General features: G+C 42.9%; 15 protein-coding genes. 3 read left to right on the top strand and 12 right to left on the bottom strand.

The genetic code is table 11. The annotated features are described in order from the left end of the window. Positions 1-41: 41 nt before the first annotated feature. The 3 genes from rnhC (at position 42) to recD2 (ending at position 4,056) form a co-directional block, all read left to right on the top strand. The gene (gene rnhC / locus M1F97_RS00075) at positions 42-923 is read left to right on the top strand and encodes a ribonuclease HIII (RefSeq protein ID WP_169446584.1); all 882 of its coding nucleotides are present in this window, start codon (positions 42-44) and stop codon (positions 921-923) included. Between the two features lie 3 nt (positions 924-926). After that, positions 927-1,541 carry a signal peptidase I gene (gene lepB, locus M1F97_RS00070; RefSeq protein ID WP_001105831.1) on the top strand — a complete coding sequence of 205 codons (615 nt, stop codon included), beginning with the start codon at positions 927-929 and terminating at the stop codon, positions 1,539-1,541. Positions 1,542-1,689: 148 nt separating this feature from the next. Then, positions 1,690-4,056, top strand: coding sequence for an SF1B family DNA helicase RecD2 (recD2, locus tag M1F97_RS00065; RefSeq protein ID WP_247943791.1), 2,367 nt, complete (start codon positions 1,690-1,692; stop codon positions 4,054-4,056). A gap of 47 nt (positions 4,057-4,103) precedes the next feature. On the opposite strand, the gene tig is transcribed toward recD2, so the two are convergent. From tig to M1F97_RS00005, 12 genes are all read right to left on the bottom strand, one after another. After that, on the bottom strand, positions 4,104-5,387 hold the full coding sequence (gene tig / locus M1F97_RS00060) for a trigger factor (protein ID WP_247943790.1): 1,284 nt from the start codon (positions 5,385-5,387) through the stop codon (positions 4,104-4,106). Between the two features lie 92 nt (positions 5,388-5,479). Next, entirely contained in the window at positions 5,480-6,136 is a 657-nt protein-coding gene (locus tag M1F97_RS00055; protein WP_247943789.1) for a DNA alkylation repair protein, read from the bottom strand. Next, positions 6,137-6,769 (bottom strand): response regulator transcription factor, encoded by a 633-nt coding sequence (locus tag M1F97_RS00050; RefSeq protein ID WP_247943788.1) that lies wholly within the window; start codon positions 6,767-6,769, stop codon positions 6,137-6,139. A gap of 10 nt (positions 6,770-6,779) precedes the next feature. Then, positions 6,780-7,778 (bottom strand): sensor histidine kinase, encoded by a 999-nt coding sequence (locus M1F97_RS00045; RefSeq protein WP_247943787.1) that lies wholly within the window; start codon positions 7,776-7,778, stop codon positions 6,780-6,782. Continuing rightward, on the bottom strand, positions 7,775-8,473 hold the full coding sequence (gene liaF, locus M1F97_RS00040) for a cell wall-active antibiotics response protein LiaF (protein ID WP_247943786.1): 699 nt from the start codon (positions 8,471-8,473) through the stop codon (positions 7,775-7,777). The genes M1F97_RS00045 and liaF overlap by 4 nt, the downstream gene beginning before the upstream one ends. 76 nt (positions 8,474-8,549) lie before the next feature. After that, positions 8,550-9,560, bottom strand: a complete 1,011-nt coding sequence (gene fni / locus M1F97_RS00035) for a type 2 isopentenyl-diphosphate Delta-isomerase (RefSeq protein WP_247943785.1) — start codon at positions 9,558-9,560, stop codon at positions 8,550-8,552. Beyond that, a complete protein-coding gene (locus tag M1F97_RS00030) occupies positions 9,544-10,551 on the bottom strand; it encodes a phosphomevalonate kinase (protein ID WP_247943784.1) in 1,008 nt (335 codons plus the stop codon). Before M1F97_RS00030 ends, fni begins: the two co-directional genes overlap by 17 nt. Beyond that, positions 10,538-11,491 carry a diphosphomevalonate decarboxylase gene (mvaD, locus tag M1F97_RS00025; RefSeq protein WP_247943783.1) on the bottom strand — a complete coding sequence of 318 codons (954 nt, stop codon included), beginning with the start codon at positions 11,489-11,491 and terminating at the stop codon, positions 10,538-10,540. The genes M1F97_RS00030 and mvaD overlap by 14 nt, the downstream gene beginning before the upstream one ends. Continuing rightward, positions 11,473-12,351: a mevalonate kinase gene (gene mvk / locus M1F97_RS00020; protein WP_247943782.1), complete on the bottom strand. Its 879-nt coding sequence runs from the start codon at positions 12,349-12,351 to the stop codon at positions 11,473-11,475. The genes mvaD and mvk overlap by 19 nt, the downstream gene beginning before the upstream one ends. Positions 12,352-12,473: 122 nt before the next feature. Then, positions 12,474-13,478 carry an N-acetylmuramoyl-L-alanine amidase family protein gene (cbpF, locus tag M1F97_RS00015; RefSeq protein WP_247943781.1) on the bottom strand — a complete coding sequence of 335 codons (1,005 nt, stop codon included), beginning with the start codon at positions 13,476-13,478 and terminating at the stop codon, positions 12,474-12,476. Between the two features lie 119 nt (positions 13,479-13,597). Then, on the bottom strand, positions 13,598-14,443 hold the full coding sequence (locus M1F97_RS00010; protein WP_247944304.1) for an IS630 family transposase: 846 nt from the start codon (positions 14,441-14,443) through the stop codon (positions 13,598-13,600). Positions 14,444-14,636: 193 nt separating this feature from the next. Beyond that, positions 14,637-14,903, bottom strand: a 267-nt coding sequence (locus tag M1F97_RS00005) for an LPXTG cell wall anchor domain-containing protein (RefSeq protein WP_247943780.1), incomplete at its 5' end; no start/stop codon positions are given.

The raw sequence follows: 14,903 nt of genomic DNA, 5'->3' as shown, positions 1-14,903 counted from the left end.
GTTTTTACCAATTCTCCTGCTTTTGTGGTACAATAGAGACTATGGCAAGTATCACACTCACACCAAGTGAACAGGAAATTCAGAGCTTTTTAAGTCAGTATCAGAAGGCTCTCGCTCCTAGTAAAAATCCCTATATTCGCTATTTTTTGCGACTGCCTCAGGCAACGGTTTCCATTTATACTTCTGGAAAAGTCCTCCTGCAGGGCGAAATGGCTGAGCAATACGCCAGTTTCTTTGGTTACCAAGTTCAACAAGAAAAAAGTGGACAAGATTTTCCTATGATTGGGACTGATGAGGTGGGAAATGGTTCCTACTTTGGTGGGCTTGCTGTCGTGGCTTCCTTTGTGACACCTGACCAGCACGACTTCTTGCGAGAACTCGGCGTAGGGGATTCAAAAACCCTGACAGACCAAAAGATTCGTCAGATTGCCCCTATCCTCAAGGAAGAGATCCAGCATCAAGCGCTCCTCCTTTCACCGAGCAAGTACAACGAAGTTATCGGAGAGCGTTACAATGCTGTTTCTGTAAAGGTTGCCCTTCACAATCAGGCTATCTTTCTCCTTCTCCAAAAAAGAGTCCAGCCAGAAAAAATCGTGATTGATGCTTTTACAAGTCCTAAAAACTATAACAAATACTTGGCGCAAGAAGCCAATCATTTTCCAAATAAGATCACTTTGGAAGAAAAAGCCGAGGGAAAATACATAGCTGTCGCAGTCAGCTCCATCATCGCGCGGGATCTCTTCCTCGAAAACTTGGAAAATCTTGGACGAGAACTAGGCTACCAACTGCCAAGCGGCGCTGGAACTGCTTCTGATAAGGTTGCTAGCAAAATCCTTCAAGCCTATGGTATGAAGGGGCTCAACTTCTGTGCCAAACTGCACTTTAAAAATACTGAAAAAGCCAAAGCACTTCTAGAAAGGTAAGTTATGAATTATTTTAAAACATTTCTAAAAGAGTGGGGACTTACGTTCCTTATCATTATACTAGTTGGTCTTAGTCGTCTCTTTCTCTGGACCAATGTCCGTGTGGAAGGACACTCTATGGACCCTACCCTAGCTGATGGTGAGATTCTCTTTGTCGTCAAACACCTCCCTATTAACCGTTTTGACATTGTAGTTGCCCATGAAGATGATGGAAATAAAGACATCGTTAAACGCGTTATCGGCATGCCTGGTGATACCATTCGCTACGAAAACGACAAGCTCTTTATCAACAATCAAGAAACCGACGAACCTTACCTAGCAGACTACCTCCAACAGTTTAAAAATGATAAACTGCAAAATGCCTATTCGGGGAAAGGCTTTGAAGGGGATAAGGGGGTCTATTTTAGAAGTCTAGCCCAGAAAGCTCAAGCCTTTACTGTCGATGTAAATTTCAACACCAGCTTCAGCTTTACCGTACCCGAGGGTGAGTACCTCCTCCTTGGAGATGACCGTTTGGTTTCCAGTGACAGTCGCCATGTCGGGACCTTTAAGGCCAGTCAAATCAAAGGAGAAGCCAAATTCCGTTTCTGGCCACTCAACCGTATCGGAATCTTTTAAAACCAGCAACCAGATGCTGTGATAGTCTTTTTGAGTTAGCTTTTAGGATTAGATTGCAACTTAGCAATATCTTGTATCAAGCCCTAAATCCAAGAAAAGCCTAACTGAGAGCTCTATCCCAGCTCTTTTTCTATCAAAAAGGAAACCTATGGAAGTTTATTTTTCAGGCACCATTGAACGCATTATTTTTGAAAATCCCAGTAATTTTTATCGCATACTCCTCCTAGATATCGAAGATACCAATGCGGAGGACTTTGACGATTTTGAAATCATCGTTACGGGAACTATGGCTGACGTGATTGAGGGCGAAGACTACACTTTTTGGGGGCAAATCGTTCAGCACTCCAAGTACGGAGAACAACTGCAAATCAGCCGTTATGAGCGGGCAAAACCAACTAAAAATGGGCTAGTAAAGTACTTTTCCAGTAGCCATTTCAAGGGAATTGGTCTCAAAACGGCTCAAAAAATCGTAGATAGCTATGGTGAAAATACCATAGACGAAATTCTGGAGCATCCTGAAAAACTGGAAAGCATTGCAGGACTCTCTGCCAAAAATCGTGAAGCTTTCCTCTCTACCCTCCGTCTCAACTATGGGACAGAGATGGTTTTGGCTAAACTTGCCAACTATGGGATTCCCAATAAACTGGCCTTTCAGATTCAAGACTTTTACAAGGAAGAAACGCTGGATATTGTCGAAAACTATCCCTACCAACTGGTTGAGGATATCAAGGGCTTGGGCTTTACCATTGCTGACCAATTGGCTGCCGAACTAGGCATCGAAAGTCAAGCTCCTGAACGCTTCCGTGCTGGCCTTGTCCACAGTCTCTTTCAAGGCTGCATGGATACGGGCGATACCTACATGGAAGCCCGAGATTTGCTGGAACAGACCCTGACTCTCCTCGAGTCTTCCCGACCAGTGGAATTGGACCCCAGCCAAGTTGCCCAAGAGCTTTCCTACCTCATCGAAGAAGACAAGGTTCAGCAGATTGATACCAAAATCTTTGATAACAGCCTCTTTTTCGCTGAGGAAGGCATTCGCAATCACTTGGTTCGTATCCTTGAGAAAGGAAAGCAGAAAAACCATGATTTGGAAACCATTCAAAAGCATATCGCTAGTGTTGAGGAAGAACTGGGTATTGAGTATGATAGCATCCAAAAACAGGCTATCTGTGACGCTATCCAGAACAAGGTCTTTATCCTAACAGGTGGGCCTGGTACAGGTAAGACGACTGTTATCAATGGGATTATCGCTGTTTATGCCCTCTTAGAAGGACTTGACCTCAGGAAAAAAAGCAACCTACCTATTCTTCTAGCAGCTCCAACTGGTCGAGCAGCTCGGCGCATGAATGAATTAACAAGCTTGCCTAGCGCGACCATACATCGCCATTTGGGAATGACGGGAGATGATGATACTAGTCATCTGGAAGATTATCTGGATGCTGACTTTATTATCGTGGATGAATTCTCCATGGTAGACACTTGGTTAGCCAACCAACTTTTCTCCAACATCTCTTCTAACAGTAAAATCCTCATCGTGGGGGATAGCGACCAGCTACCTTCTGTTAGTCCTGGACAAGTCCTTGCTGACCTGCTCCAGATACCCCTGATTCCGCAGACACGCTTGGAACGGATTTACCGTCAGAGTGAAGAATCAACTATCGTCACCTTGGCTAGCCAGATTCGACAAGGCATCTTGCCAGCTGACTTTACTCAAAAAAAAGCAGACCGCTCCTACTTTGAAATCGCGAGTGGCCATATCCCAGCTACCATTGAGAAAATTCTTGGTGCCGCCCTCAGAAGTGCCATTCCGGCTCGTGATATTCAGGTGCTAGCGCCTATGTATCGAGGTACTGCTGGCATTGACGCCATCAACCAACTCATGCAAGAACTGCTCAATCCTCAGCAAAAGGGGCAAGTTAGCTTTGAAGCAACTCAGTGTCACTATCGAACAGGGGACAAGGTCATTCACCTAGTCAACGATGCCGAAGTCAATGTCTTTAACGGAGACCTAGGCTACATCACAGACCTGATTCCTGGAAAATACACCGAGTCCAAACAAGACGAGATTGTCATTGATTTTGATGGCAATGAGGTCATCTACCCACGAAACGAATGGTACAAGATTCGACTAGCCTATGCCATGAGTATCCATAAGTCTCAGGGAAGTGAGTTCCCCGTTGTCATCCTACCCATCACCAGTTCCAGCAAGCGCATGCTGGAGCGCAATCTCATCTACACAGCTATCACACGTGCCAAGAGCAAGCTTATCCTTCTTGGTGAATTACAAGCCTTTGACTATGCAGTCAAGCATATCGGGACTGCCCGCAAGACCTATCTGATTGAGCGTTTTCAGGACCTGATAGAAAAGACTGACCAAACCAACCCAGCCCCTAGCGAAACGACAAATCATGAGAATTCTCCTCTATCCTACATCCTCACTGAGGAAAACTGGTCTAGCATCCCAGCAATGATCGGGATTACAGATGCAGACCTCAAAGAGATTTTTGGAAAATAGATCATAAGAAAGCCCACCTAATCAGGTGGGCTTTTTCTCTTTCAAGATTATTTTACTGTTGCTGTATTTGTGATCAATTCAACAGCTTTTTTGATTGCGATATCGTGTTTCAACATATCAGCTGAAAGCAAGTTTTGAACTTGTGCAACTTCCATGTTGTAAGTTGCAGCCAATTGTTCAATTTCTTTTTGGATTTCTTCTTCAGTAGCGTCAAATCCTTCAGCTTTGGCAACTGCTTCGATTACAAGGTTAGTCTTAGTACGTGACTCAGCTTCTGCTTCGTATTGTTTGTGAAGGTCTTCTTGAGTAGTTCCAGTGATTTGGAAGTACATGTCAGGATTGATACCTTGACGTTGCAAGTTTCCAAGGAATTCATTTACTGAACGGTGAACTTCTTCGTGGATCATTTCTTCTGGAAGTTCTACGATTTCAGCGTTTTCTACAGCTTTATCGATTGCTGCACCTTCAAGGGCATCTTTGTATGCTTCTTCTTTCGCAGCAGTCAATTCTTTGCGGTATTTTTCTTTCAATTCAGCAAGTGTTTCCACTTCTTCGTCAATGTCTTTTGCAAGTTCATCGTCAAGAGCTGGAACTTCTTTTGCTTTTACTTCGTGGATAGTTGTCACGAATTTAGCTTCTTTACCTGCAAGATCTTCTGCTTGGTAGTCTTCTGGGAATGTTACGATAACGTCAACAGTTTCGCCAGCTGAGTGACCTACCAATTGGTCTTCGAAACCAGGGATGAATTGACCTGATCCAAGTCCAAGTGAGAAGTTTTCACCTTTTCCACCGTCGAACTCAACACCGTTGATAGAACCAACGAAGTCAATGACAACAGTGTCGCCATTTTCAGCAGCAGCTTCCTTGATAACCAATTCAGCCAAGTTGTTGCGTTCGCGTTCGATACGTTCTTCAACGTCAGCGTCTGTTACTTCTTTTTCTACATCTACTGATACTTCAAGGTTTTTGTAGTCGCCCAATTTTACTTCAGGTTTTGTCACGACTTCAGCAGTGATGACCCAGTCTTGACCTTTTTCCATTGAAGTTACGTCAATTTTTGGTTGCGCAACTACTTCAAGACCAGCTTCTTTTACAGCTGCCTCATAAGCATTTGGCAAAAGAGCGTTCAACACATCTTGGTAAAGTGTTTCTTCACCAAATTTTTTATCAAAGATAGGACGTGGAAGGTGACCTTTACGGAAACCTGGAACGTTAAGAGTTTTCTTTACTGAATTGAAGACACGATCCACTTCTGGTTTGATTTGGTCTTGAGAGATAGTGAAAGTCAAGACACCACGGTTTGTTTCTTTGTTTTCAAATGATACAGACATTCTGTCATTTCTCCTTAAAATTTTTTAAATACAGTCTATTATAACATAAACGAGCGACTTTTTTCAAGTCATGAACGCGCTTTTCAACAATGCTAAAGGTACTTGCTGGCTTCCTTGATACTAAGTTCAGCCATTCTTTTCTTATTTTTTTCAATAAAACGTGCTACCCATTCGGGATTGGTTTTAGAGTAGTCTCTTAGAGCCCAGCCGATGGCTTTATTGATAAAAAATTCTGTCTGGCCCAGATTGTTTAGTAGGATCTTTTCCATCAGTTGGACATTCGTTTTCTCTTTTCTTAACAGCTGGTGGTGAATAGCGACTCGTATCAGCCAGATATTGTCTGATAGGCTCCATTTTAAAAGTACTTCTTCAAGTTCCGAATGGTCGGCTACCAGACTTCCCACAACTCGGTCTAGGATATCTACCGTGTCCCACCAAGACTTGGTCACGACTAGATGCTCAAGCTTAGGCAAATCATCCTTCGTTAGATAAGACTGCATGGCTTTCAAATAGTTGGCCGCCACATATTGGTATTCTCTAGGCTCCTTTTCCCAGCAAGTGTCTACAAAATCCCAATCGATGACCTTTGTTTTTTTCGCACTTGGAAAGTATTTTTTATAAAGGACATTTCTTTCAGGACCTGCAATACCTAGAAAGGAAAATTGGTGGCGCATATAGGCCTCCATGGAGCCTGCTTTTTCAGGATTTTTTGCCGCTTCTAACTCTCCAAGTAAATCTACAAGACTCATCTAAAAGTCCTCCTGCCCTACCAAGTGGTGCTGAAAGGCATAGACTGCAGCCTGAGTGCGATCACCGACCTCAAGCTTGGCTAGGATGTTGGACACATGGGTCTTGACCGTCTTGAGTGAGATGAAGAGTTCGTCTGCGATGCGCTGATTTTCGTATCCCTTAGCGATGAGTTGAAGCACATCTCGCTCACGCGCAGTCAGATCCTCATGAAGTTCGATATGATTGCGGTGATATTCGACCTTCTTGCTGACCTCTTGCTCAATGGCCAACTCTCCTGCAGCAACCTTACGGACAGCATGGAGTAGTTCATCTGCACTGGAAGTCTTGAGCATATAGCCCCTAGCACCAGCGTTCAAGACCGGCATGATTTTTTCATTGTCCAAATAAGAGGTGACAATTAATATCTTGGCTTCGGGCCATTCTTTGAGGATGGCCAAGGTTGCATCAATACCATTCATCTCAGGCATAACAATATCCATGACAATGACATCTGGACGCAGTTTCAAGGCCAAGGAAATCCCTTGGACACCGTTAGCCGCCTCGCCCACAACTTCCACATCGTCTTGGAGATCAAAATAGCTTTTCAAGCCCAATCGGACCATTTCATGGTCATCTACCAGTAAAATTTTCATCTTTACTCCTTTATAATTCCTTGTCTAGTAGGGGAATACGGATATCAACCGCCAGTCCTTGCTTAGGTGCTGTCAAGAGTTGAACAGTTCCTGCCATATCTTCGACCCGCTCCTTGATGTTTCGCAGTCCATAACTCAAGTCATCTAAGCTCCCTAATTGGAAACCAATCCCATTGTCCACCACTTTTAGTTGCAATTCAACATCTGTCTGATAGAGGTAGACATCCAAGCAAGATGCCTGGGCATGGCGAAGGGTATTGCTGATCAACTCCTGCAATATGCGGAAGATATGCTCTTCGATTTTTTTAGGCAATTTAGACACATTTTGCTTGAGACTAACCTTGAGATCACTCTTGTCCTCAAGCTCTTTTAAGAGGATTTGAATCCCCTCAACCAAACTCTTCTCTTCCAACTCAACTGGTCGCAAATGCAAGAGCAAGACCCGTAGATCTTTCTGGGCTGTCTCTAGGATGGCTGCGACACTCTGCAACTGGATCTGCATCTTTTCTCTATCCAGCTTCAAAGCCTGCTGACTGACACCTGATAAAATCATATGCGCCGCAAACAACTCCTGACTAACCGTATCATGTAAGTCACGTGCTATCCGCTTCCGTTCTTTCTCGATGATTGCTTCTTCCTTGACTAGGCCTTGATTTTCAGCCTTTTGAACAGCCTCTGTCAAGAGGTTAAGCTTGCCAGACAAGGATTGGAAACTAGCATCCAAATCTGGATCTGCAAAAGAAACCACCTCTTTTCCTGCTAGCAGTCGCTTGAGATTGACCTGCATTTTTCTGCGAGAAACTTCTTCCATCACGCGCCAAAAAAGGACAAAAAAGAAGCTCATGGAAAGGCTAAAGACCAAGACTAAGAAGATTAACTTTTCTGTTTTCTCGATATCTTGTATCAAATAGGACCAATCCAGTTCAAAAATATCAAGCAGACTATTGGTCAAAAAGAGGATAAAGAGGAAAGAAGTCAGTCCGATTAATAGATACGATTGCTTTTTCATCCTCTGACCACCTCCACATCACCAACCATACTGGTTAGGAAAATTTTGACGCTCTTGTTACTCTTGAGATAGTCTCTGGTTTCCTGATGATAGTGTTCATTACGAAGTGCTCGCTTGGGTTGATGGAGGAAGGTTAGATCTCCATAGAGGCAGTTGACACTGAGACTGATCTCCACATCTACGGGTACAATAATCCTAGTCGTTCCGACCATCTTTCTAAGGATAATGACATTGTCATGATTGGTTAGGATAACTCTTTCTAAATGAATGGTGTCCTTGCCCATGAGGCGAAAGAGATTGATATCATCAAACTGGCAGGTCTGGTGACTAGAGAAATGATGGAGATTGCCAAACCAGCGATTCTTTTCATTTTTAACCGTCACCACCTCTTCAAAGACCAAGTCGGTCTCCTCTCTTTCTTGGTTCATCATTGGGTAAAGAAGAAAGAGACTATAGATAACTGCCACAAAGATGGCTAAAATCACAAAGGGATTGAGCATGACGATGAAAAAGAAAAGAATGGTAGCCACAAGGAGGAAAACGTTGTTGCCCTCTTTACCTGTATAATAACGAAGTAAAAGCAAAAAGAGGAATAGAATCAGCAGAAAACGCGAAAAATGCTCTGATACCATCAAAATCAGAGCTCCCGTCAACAGACAGGCTTCAATAAATAAAAAGATTTGAAATTTTTTCATAGCTGCATCCTCTCTTTTCTATTTTATCACAATTCAAAAAAGTCACCTCGGTCTGAGGATGGAAAAAAGGCGGTGGTTACGCCTTTTTCATCTGATCATTTGCTTCTTTGAGTTTGCCATAAAGAATGTAGTCAACTTTTTGCAGATCCGCTATGGTGGCACAATTAAGGGCACACATGATCAAACGTAAATCTTCTTTCCATCCTTGGACAATGCTAATCACTTCCTCGACCGAGTAGGTTTCGACCAATTCTAGAGCGGTTCGTGACAATCCCACAGCCTTGGCTCCAAAGACGAGACATTTGATAATGTCGAGTGGATGGCGAACCCCTCCACTGACCAAGAGTTCGACCTTGTCTTTCCAGTCTTGGGCATTGAGAAGAGCTTGCATAGTGGATTGTCCCCATTGATTGAGGTAGTCACGCTGACCACTGCGACGGTTTTCGATATAGGCAAAGCTGGTGCCACCACGACCTGACAGGTCAACAGTTCGAACACCCAGTTCATAGGCTCTTTCGATGGTCTTGGCATCCATCCCAAAACCCACTTCCTTTAAAACGATAGGAACAGGGATTTGCTTGCTGTAGTCTGCCAAATGCGATTGCCAGCTTCTGAACTTTCTTTCTCCCTCCGGCATGAGCAATTCCTGCATAACATTGACATGCACTTGCAGAAGAAGAGGATTCATCTCTTGCACAGTCTGAAGTCCTAACTCAACAGGCTTGTCCAATCCAATATTGGTTCCAAGAAGGAGCTTTGGATGGCTAGATTTGACAGAAAAAGAGTCATCTGTAGGATTTTTTAGGGCTGCACTATAAGAGCCTGTCACAAACAAAATCCCACAGGCTTCTGCCACCTGAGCTAGTTTTTGATTGATTTCTTTACCTTTTTCGCTCCCACCCGTCATGGCATTGATATAAAAAGGAAAATCCCACTTTCGACCTGCAAATTCTGTCGAAAGATCGATTTCATCTAGGTCATAAAGCGGTAGCGAAGAGTGGATTAACTCAACCTCATCAAAACTATTATAGGAACTTTTCTGCTCAAGGGCATAGCGGATATGCTCGTCCTTACGATTTGTCGTCATGTCCTATCCTTTCTTGGTATAAGAGCTCAATCCCCAGATCGGCCCAACGATTTTTTAAAGCTTCAGTTGATTGCTCATCAAAACTCAAGGCAATGCCACAGTCACCACCACCAGCTCCACTGCTTTTGGCAACGGCTTGCAAACCTTGGCTGGCTTCTTTCAGCTGTCTAAGCGAAGGCGTGTAAATATCTGGGCTCAAGCCTTCTAAAAGTTGACTGGCTGTTTCCATCTGCTTGATGATTTCTTCTGCTTTTCCTTGTTCTAAAGCTTCTACCAAAGCAGACACCGTCGCTTTTGAGGAAGTTAAAAAATTCTGATTGATGTTTTGCTTGATTTGCTGAACCATTTGACTCGATACAGCCACTTCCTTAGTCCATCCCACTAGGAAATCACATTCTAGACCTGGTTTCACTTGTGAGATAGAAAAGCCCCAATCACGCTCCAAAACTGTCGCAAAGTTTTCTTCTTCCAACCAAGCAGCTATCTTCTTTCGATCAAAAGACTGGTAGAGAACCAAATCCTCTGCCACGATACAGGCAAGATCTCCCATAGAGCCATTGTCGCCTCGCTTGAGCAAGACCGCGCTAGCCAGCTTGAACAAGAGTTCCTGATCAACCGTAATATCATACAGAGCCAGCAGCGCCTTGATCACCAAGACAACGACGCTACCACTAGAACCCAGACCAAACTTTTTTCCTTTGCGTTCCATTTTCCCACAGATTTCCAAGGAAAAAGGTCGCAAGGTCTTCCCACGAACAGCGAGGAAGTCATCCATCAAAGCGATCGTTTCTTGAATCAAGCTATAGGCAGGATTTGGCGTCAAGTCCACTGCGAAATCAAACATATCTGAGTAGATACGGTAGTTATCAGAAAAGGCAATCTCAGCCCTCATATAGATGGGGATGGCCTTTATTAAGGCTAACTGTCCTGACTCTAAAATAGCATACTCCCCTGCCAAATAAAGCTTTCCGCAAGTTTTAACAGCAATCATCTTGGCTCAAATCCTTTGTTTTTGACACAATCAAGCGATAATGTTGACCGAAGATTTCTGATAAATGCTCCAAGTCTCCCTCTTGACAGAGGACCTTGACATTTGGACCGGCATCCATGGTAAAGTAACAGGCTTCCCCCTGCTCACGGAGCTGGCGGACAAAGTCCATGGCCTCATAAGTCGCATCTGTGAGATAAGAAAAGGCTGGACTAGCAGTTTTGGTCGTAGCATGCATAGCGAGGGCATTTTTCTCAGTCAATTCCCCAACCTTGGCAAAATCATTCTCTTTGAGATAGTGCAGCATATCCTGATAATCCTTCTCAGACTGACGTACCCAGTCGTCAAAAGTCGTCGAGGTTTCCACACAGAGTTTCATCCCATCACGGCTAGAGATTGGTTTTTTCTTGTCCTCTAGCACCAACATGATCATAGCTAGTTTCAAGTCTGTTTCAACAGGGTAAATTTCTCCACTATCCTTGTCCCAGGCACCGAGTGGTCCATAAAAACTACGAGAGGAAGAGCCTGAGGCAAACTTCGCTTCCTGCGCTAACTGACTCCGATCCAAACCAAGCTGGAAATAAGAATTGCAAGCCTTGACTAAGGCAGACAAACCACTAGAACTGGAGGACAAACCCGCTGCGGTCGGCATGTTGTTTTGGGTATCGATACGGACAAATCCCTCACCTTCTGGACGGTAACGATTGATAATCTTGCTCATTTTGGCATGCTCAGCCTCATTTTGGAGCTGACCATTGATATAAAATGCATCAGCAGTCGCATCCGTCGGTAGAGGTGACAAGGTCGTCTCTGTGTACATATTTTCCAAAGTCAAAGAGATGCTGCTAGTAGCAGGAACCATCTCTTTTTCTTTTTTCTTTCCCCAGTATTTGATAATGGCAATATTTGCGTAGGAACGTACTGTTACAGGTTTTCGATCCATGTCTGAACAGCTCCTTTCTCTTCTAATCGTTTTGCTAGTTCTTGTGCTTGATCTAGAGTAGCTACCAAGGCTATGATACAGCCTCCTAGCCCACCACCACTCATCTTGGCGCCAAGTGCACCATGGCTCAGAGCCGTTTCAACGAGGGAATCCGCCTCAGGGCTACTAACACCAATTTCTTTTAGATGTAAATGTGCCTGACTGAATATTTGTCCCAGTTTTTCAGCATCTTTTTGTCTAATCGCATCTTCTGCCTGCTGGGTCAATTCTCCCAAAGCATGCAAAAACGGTAGGGCATCCTTCCCCTTGCTTTGAACCACTTGGATGGCTTCACGAGTGTGACCATACACGCCCGTATCTGCAATCACCAGATAGGCTGATAAGTCCATGTTTAATTCTGTAAAGCCGACATTCTTGATAAAGCGAATAGGTTGGTCACTGAGACAGGTCTTGGCATCCAAACCACTCGGATTCATATGGGCAATCATCTCTGCTCGATTGACCAAAATTTCTAGTACATCATGAGGCAGTTCTGCTTGATAGTAGTCAAAAACAGCTCGAATGGCTGCTATGCTGATAGCTGCTGACGAACCCATCCCCCGTTTTTCAGGAATAGCTGAGTCAATCTGACAACGAATGCAAGCATCCTTGATATTTAGATGCTCAAGCGAAGCATACACCGCCATAGACAAGGTATCCTCCTCGTAAAGACGCCATGGACTTTCAGCAGGGACCACCTTACAAGTCACCTCCACCTCTATAAGAGGCAGGGAAATGGCAGGATAACCGTAAACGACAGCGTGCTCTCCTATTAAAATAATCTTACTATGTGCCTGACCGACACCAACTTTTTTTGTCATTTTTTCCTTTTTGCTAGACGAAAAGACCGTCTCATTTTTCATACAAGTATTTATTCTTTCCTATCTATTTTATTATATTTTTACAAAAAAAGCGATTGTTTCCTTCACAATCGCCTCTTTCATTATTGAACCCATTCGCCATTATAGTTGACGTAGTAGCCATCTACAGTGGTATTCACTGCTAAAGCACCTGAGCTATAAGCGTAGTACCATTTGCCATCGACCTGGAACCAGCCTGTCTTCATATCTCCATTGCTTGCATGGAGATAATACCAAGTCGAACCATCTTTCACCCAGCCAGTTGCCATGGCTCCTGATGAACGAAGATAGTACCACTTGTTACCAAGGTATTGCCAGCCCGTTTTCATATCTCCATTTTGAGCATCTAGATAATACCAAGTGGAGCCTTCTTGATACCAGCCAGTTGCCATGGCTCCTGATGAACGGAGATAGTACCACTTATTACCAAGATATTTCCAACCTGTCTGCATAATACCAGTTGTTGGATCTAGGTAGTACCAAGTCGAATCATCGTTTATCCAGCCACGCGTTAGTTCTCCGACCTTTAAACTGTTGATACGAGATTCGAATCCGCCATCCTTTTGTAAATAATACCAATGACCCTCGTCATATGCCCAACCAGTTTTTAAGGTGTGATAACTTCGTTGGTCTTCAAAATAATAGACTCGTTTCTCTGCTGGGCTATCATATTGTTCCCCATGATATTTATCGATATTTGTATCAGTTTTTGCTTCTAAAACTTGCTTACCAACAAACTCTTGTAGTACGCCATCTTGATTAAAGTAGTACCATCTTGACATTGGCATATATTCTAATCTGATACCATTTGGGTAAGGACCAATTGTACTACCTTTATCTGGCATGGGAATATACTGCCATCCAACAACCATCTCACCTGATACATGATCAAAATAATAGTACTTGCCATCAATCACTCTCCAGGCCGTTTCTTTGATCTCACCCTTCTTGTAGTAGGTTCTACCATTTTCTTGGACAAATTGCCAGCCTTCTGAATCAGCATCATCCGCCAATACGGTACTTGTCGCTAGCAAAGTAAAGAAAAAGACAGCTAGAGCAGCTTGCAACATTTTTTTCAAAAATTTCATTAGATCTTTCCTCCTGCAAGAATTATATTAAGAATTAAATTGTATGTCAATATGACGGCCTTAAAATCATGTATAGTAGATTGAATCTAGAATCGTACAATATCGCTTCTAAAATATAGTCAATTGAAACAAGCACAAGACAAAAGAGCCTCGAAAAAAGTATTACAACTTGGTAATACCTTTTTGAGGTGCTTTTTGATATGAGCCCATGTTTTCTCAATAGGATTGTACTCAGGTGAGTAGGGAGAAAGAGGTAAAAGTTTATGCCCAAACTCTTCACACAAGAGTTCTAGCTTACCCATTCTATGGAATCTTGCATTATCCATAATAATAACTGATGGTGTATTTAATATTGGTAAGAGAAACTTCTGAAACCAAGCTTCAAAAAAGTCGCTCGTCATTGTTTCTTCGTAAATCATTGGAGCCATTAATTCACCATTTGTTAGCCCTGCAACCAAAGAAACCCTCTGATATCTTCTTCCAGATACTTTACCTCTTATTAACTGGCCTTTTAATGAGCGACCATATTCTCGATAAAAATAAGTATCGAATCCTGTTTCGTCAATATAAACAGGTGCTAAATGCTTTAAACTATTAAAACTTTTAAGAAATAAAGCTACTTTTTCTGGGTCTTGTTCATAGTAGGTGTGGCTCTTTTTTCGAGTGTAGCCCATAGCTTTGAGAGCATAGTGGATGGTAATTGGATGCCAGCCAAATTCAGAAGCTATTTCAGTCAAATAAGCGTCTGGATTGTCAGTAAGATAGTTTTTAAGTCTATCTCTATCAACTTTTCTTGGTTTTGTTCCTTTTACTTGATGGTTTAGCTCTCCTGCTTTCTCTTTCAGTTTTAACCAGCCATAAATGGTATTACGTGAGATTTGGAAAACGTGTGATGCTTCTGTTACACTACCTGTTCGCTCACAATAGCAGAGAACTTTTTTACGAAAATCTATCGAATATAATATAAGAATATTATACCATATTATGTGCTATTTTTGGTTCATTTTACTATAAATTTTTAACATTTCAAAGATCTGTAAGACTGACATTTCACCATTTTCCTAATCCATCAAAAAAACCGTAAGAATTTCTTCTTACGGTTTTTCTAGCAAGCTCATAGAATCAAGATTCTCAAGTTTGCTTTATCCGAGTAATATTTTACTCTTCTTCCTTGCGTTTTTTAGCGAGGAGAAGTCCACCTGTCGCTGCTGCAAGTAGTGCTAGACCAAGTGAAGCATTAGATTGCTCTGTACCAGTATTTGGCAATTCTTTCGCTCCAGCTTTCTTAGCTGATTGGTTAGCAGCTGACTCTTTAGTTGCTTTCTTAACAGTATTCTCACTTGCAATTACTGCTACTGAACCATCTGGGAAGGTTACTGTGGCTGTACCATCGTTGCCTACTTCTACCTTGCTTGCTGTTGGGTT

This window comes from Streptococcus oralis (genome assembly GCF_023110435.1).
Taxonomy (GTDB): domain Bacteria; phylum Bacillota; class Bacilli; order Lactobacillales; family Streptococcaceae; genus Streptococcus; species Streptococcus oralis_CF.
The sequence above is the reverse complement of the archived record's forward strand: the minus strand, read 5'-3'. Positions and strand labels throughout refer to the sequence as shown.

Excerpts from the sequence above, each read along its gene's own strand:
- rnhC (WP_169446584.1), top strand. The coding sequence starts at position 42 with ATGGCAAGTATCACACTCACACCAAGTGAACAGGAAATTCAGAGCTTT.
- lepB (WP_001105831.1), top strand. The coding sequence starts at position 927 with ATGAATTATTTTAAAACATTTCTAAAAGAGTGGGGACTTACGTTCCTT.
- recD2 (WP_247943791.1), top strand. The coding sequence starts at position 1,690 with ATGGAAGTTTATTTTTCAGGCACCATTGAACGCATTATTTTTGAAAAT.
- tig (WP_247943790.1), bottom strand. The coding sequence starts at position 5,387 with ATGTCTGTATCATTTGAAAACAAAGAAACAAACCGTGGTGTCTTGACT.
- M1F97_RS00055 (WP_247943789.1), bottom strand. The coding sequence starts at position 6,136 with ATGAGTCTTGTAGATTTACTTGGAGAGTTAGAAGCGGCAAAAAATCCT.
- M1F97_RS00050 (WP_247943788.1), bottom strand. The coding sequence starts at position 6,769 with ATGAAAATTTTACTGGTAGATGACCATGAAATGGTCCGATTGGGCTTG.
- M1F97_RS00045 (WP_247943787.1), bottom strand. The coding sequence starts at position 7,778 with ATGAAAAAGCAATCGTATCTATTAATCGGACTGACTTCTTTCCTCTTT.
- liaF (WP_247943786.1), bottom strand. The coding sequence starts at position 8,473 with ATGAAAAAATTTCAAATCTTTTTATTTATTGAAGCCTGTCTGTTGACG.
- fni (WP_247943785.1), bottom strand. The coding sequence starts at position 9,560 with ATGACGACAAATCGTAAGGACGAGCATATCCGCTATGCCCTTGAGCAG.
- M1F97_RS00030 (WP_247943784.1), bottom strand. The coding sequence starts at position 10,551 with ATGATTGCTGTTAAAACTTGCGGAAAGCTTTATTTGGCAGGGGAGTAT.
- mvaD (WP_247943783.1), bottom strand. The coding sequence starts at position 11,491 with ATGGATCGAAAACCTGTAACAGTACGTTCCTACGCAAATATTGCCATT.
- mvk (WP_247943782.1), bottom strand. The coding sequence starts at position 12,351 with ATGACAAAAAAAGTTGGTGTCGGTCAGGCACATAGTAAGATTATTTTA.
- cbpF (WP_247943781.1), bottom strand. The coding sequence starts at position 13,478 with ATGAAATTTTTGAAAAAAATGTTGCAAGCTGCTCTAGCTGTCTTTTTC.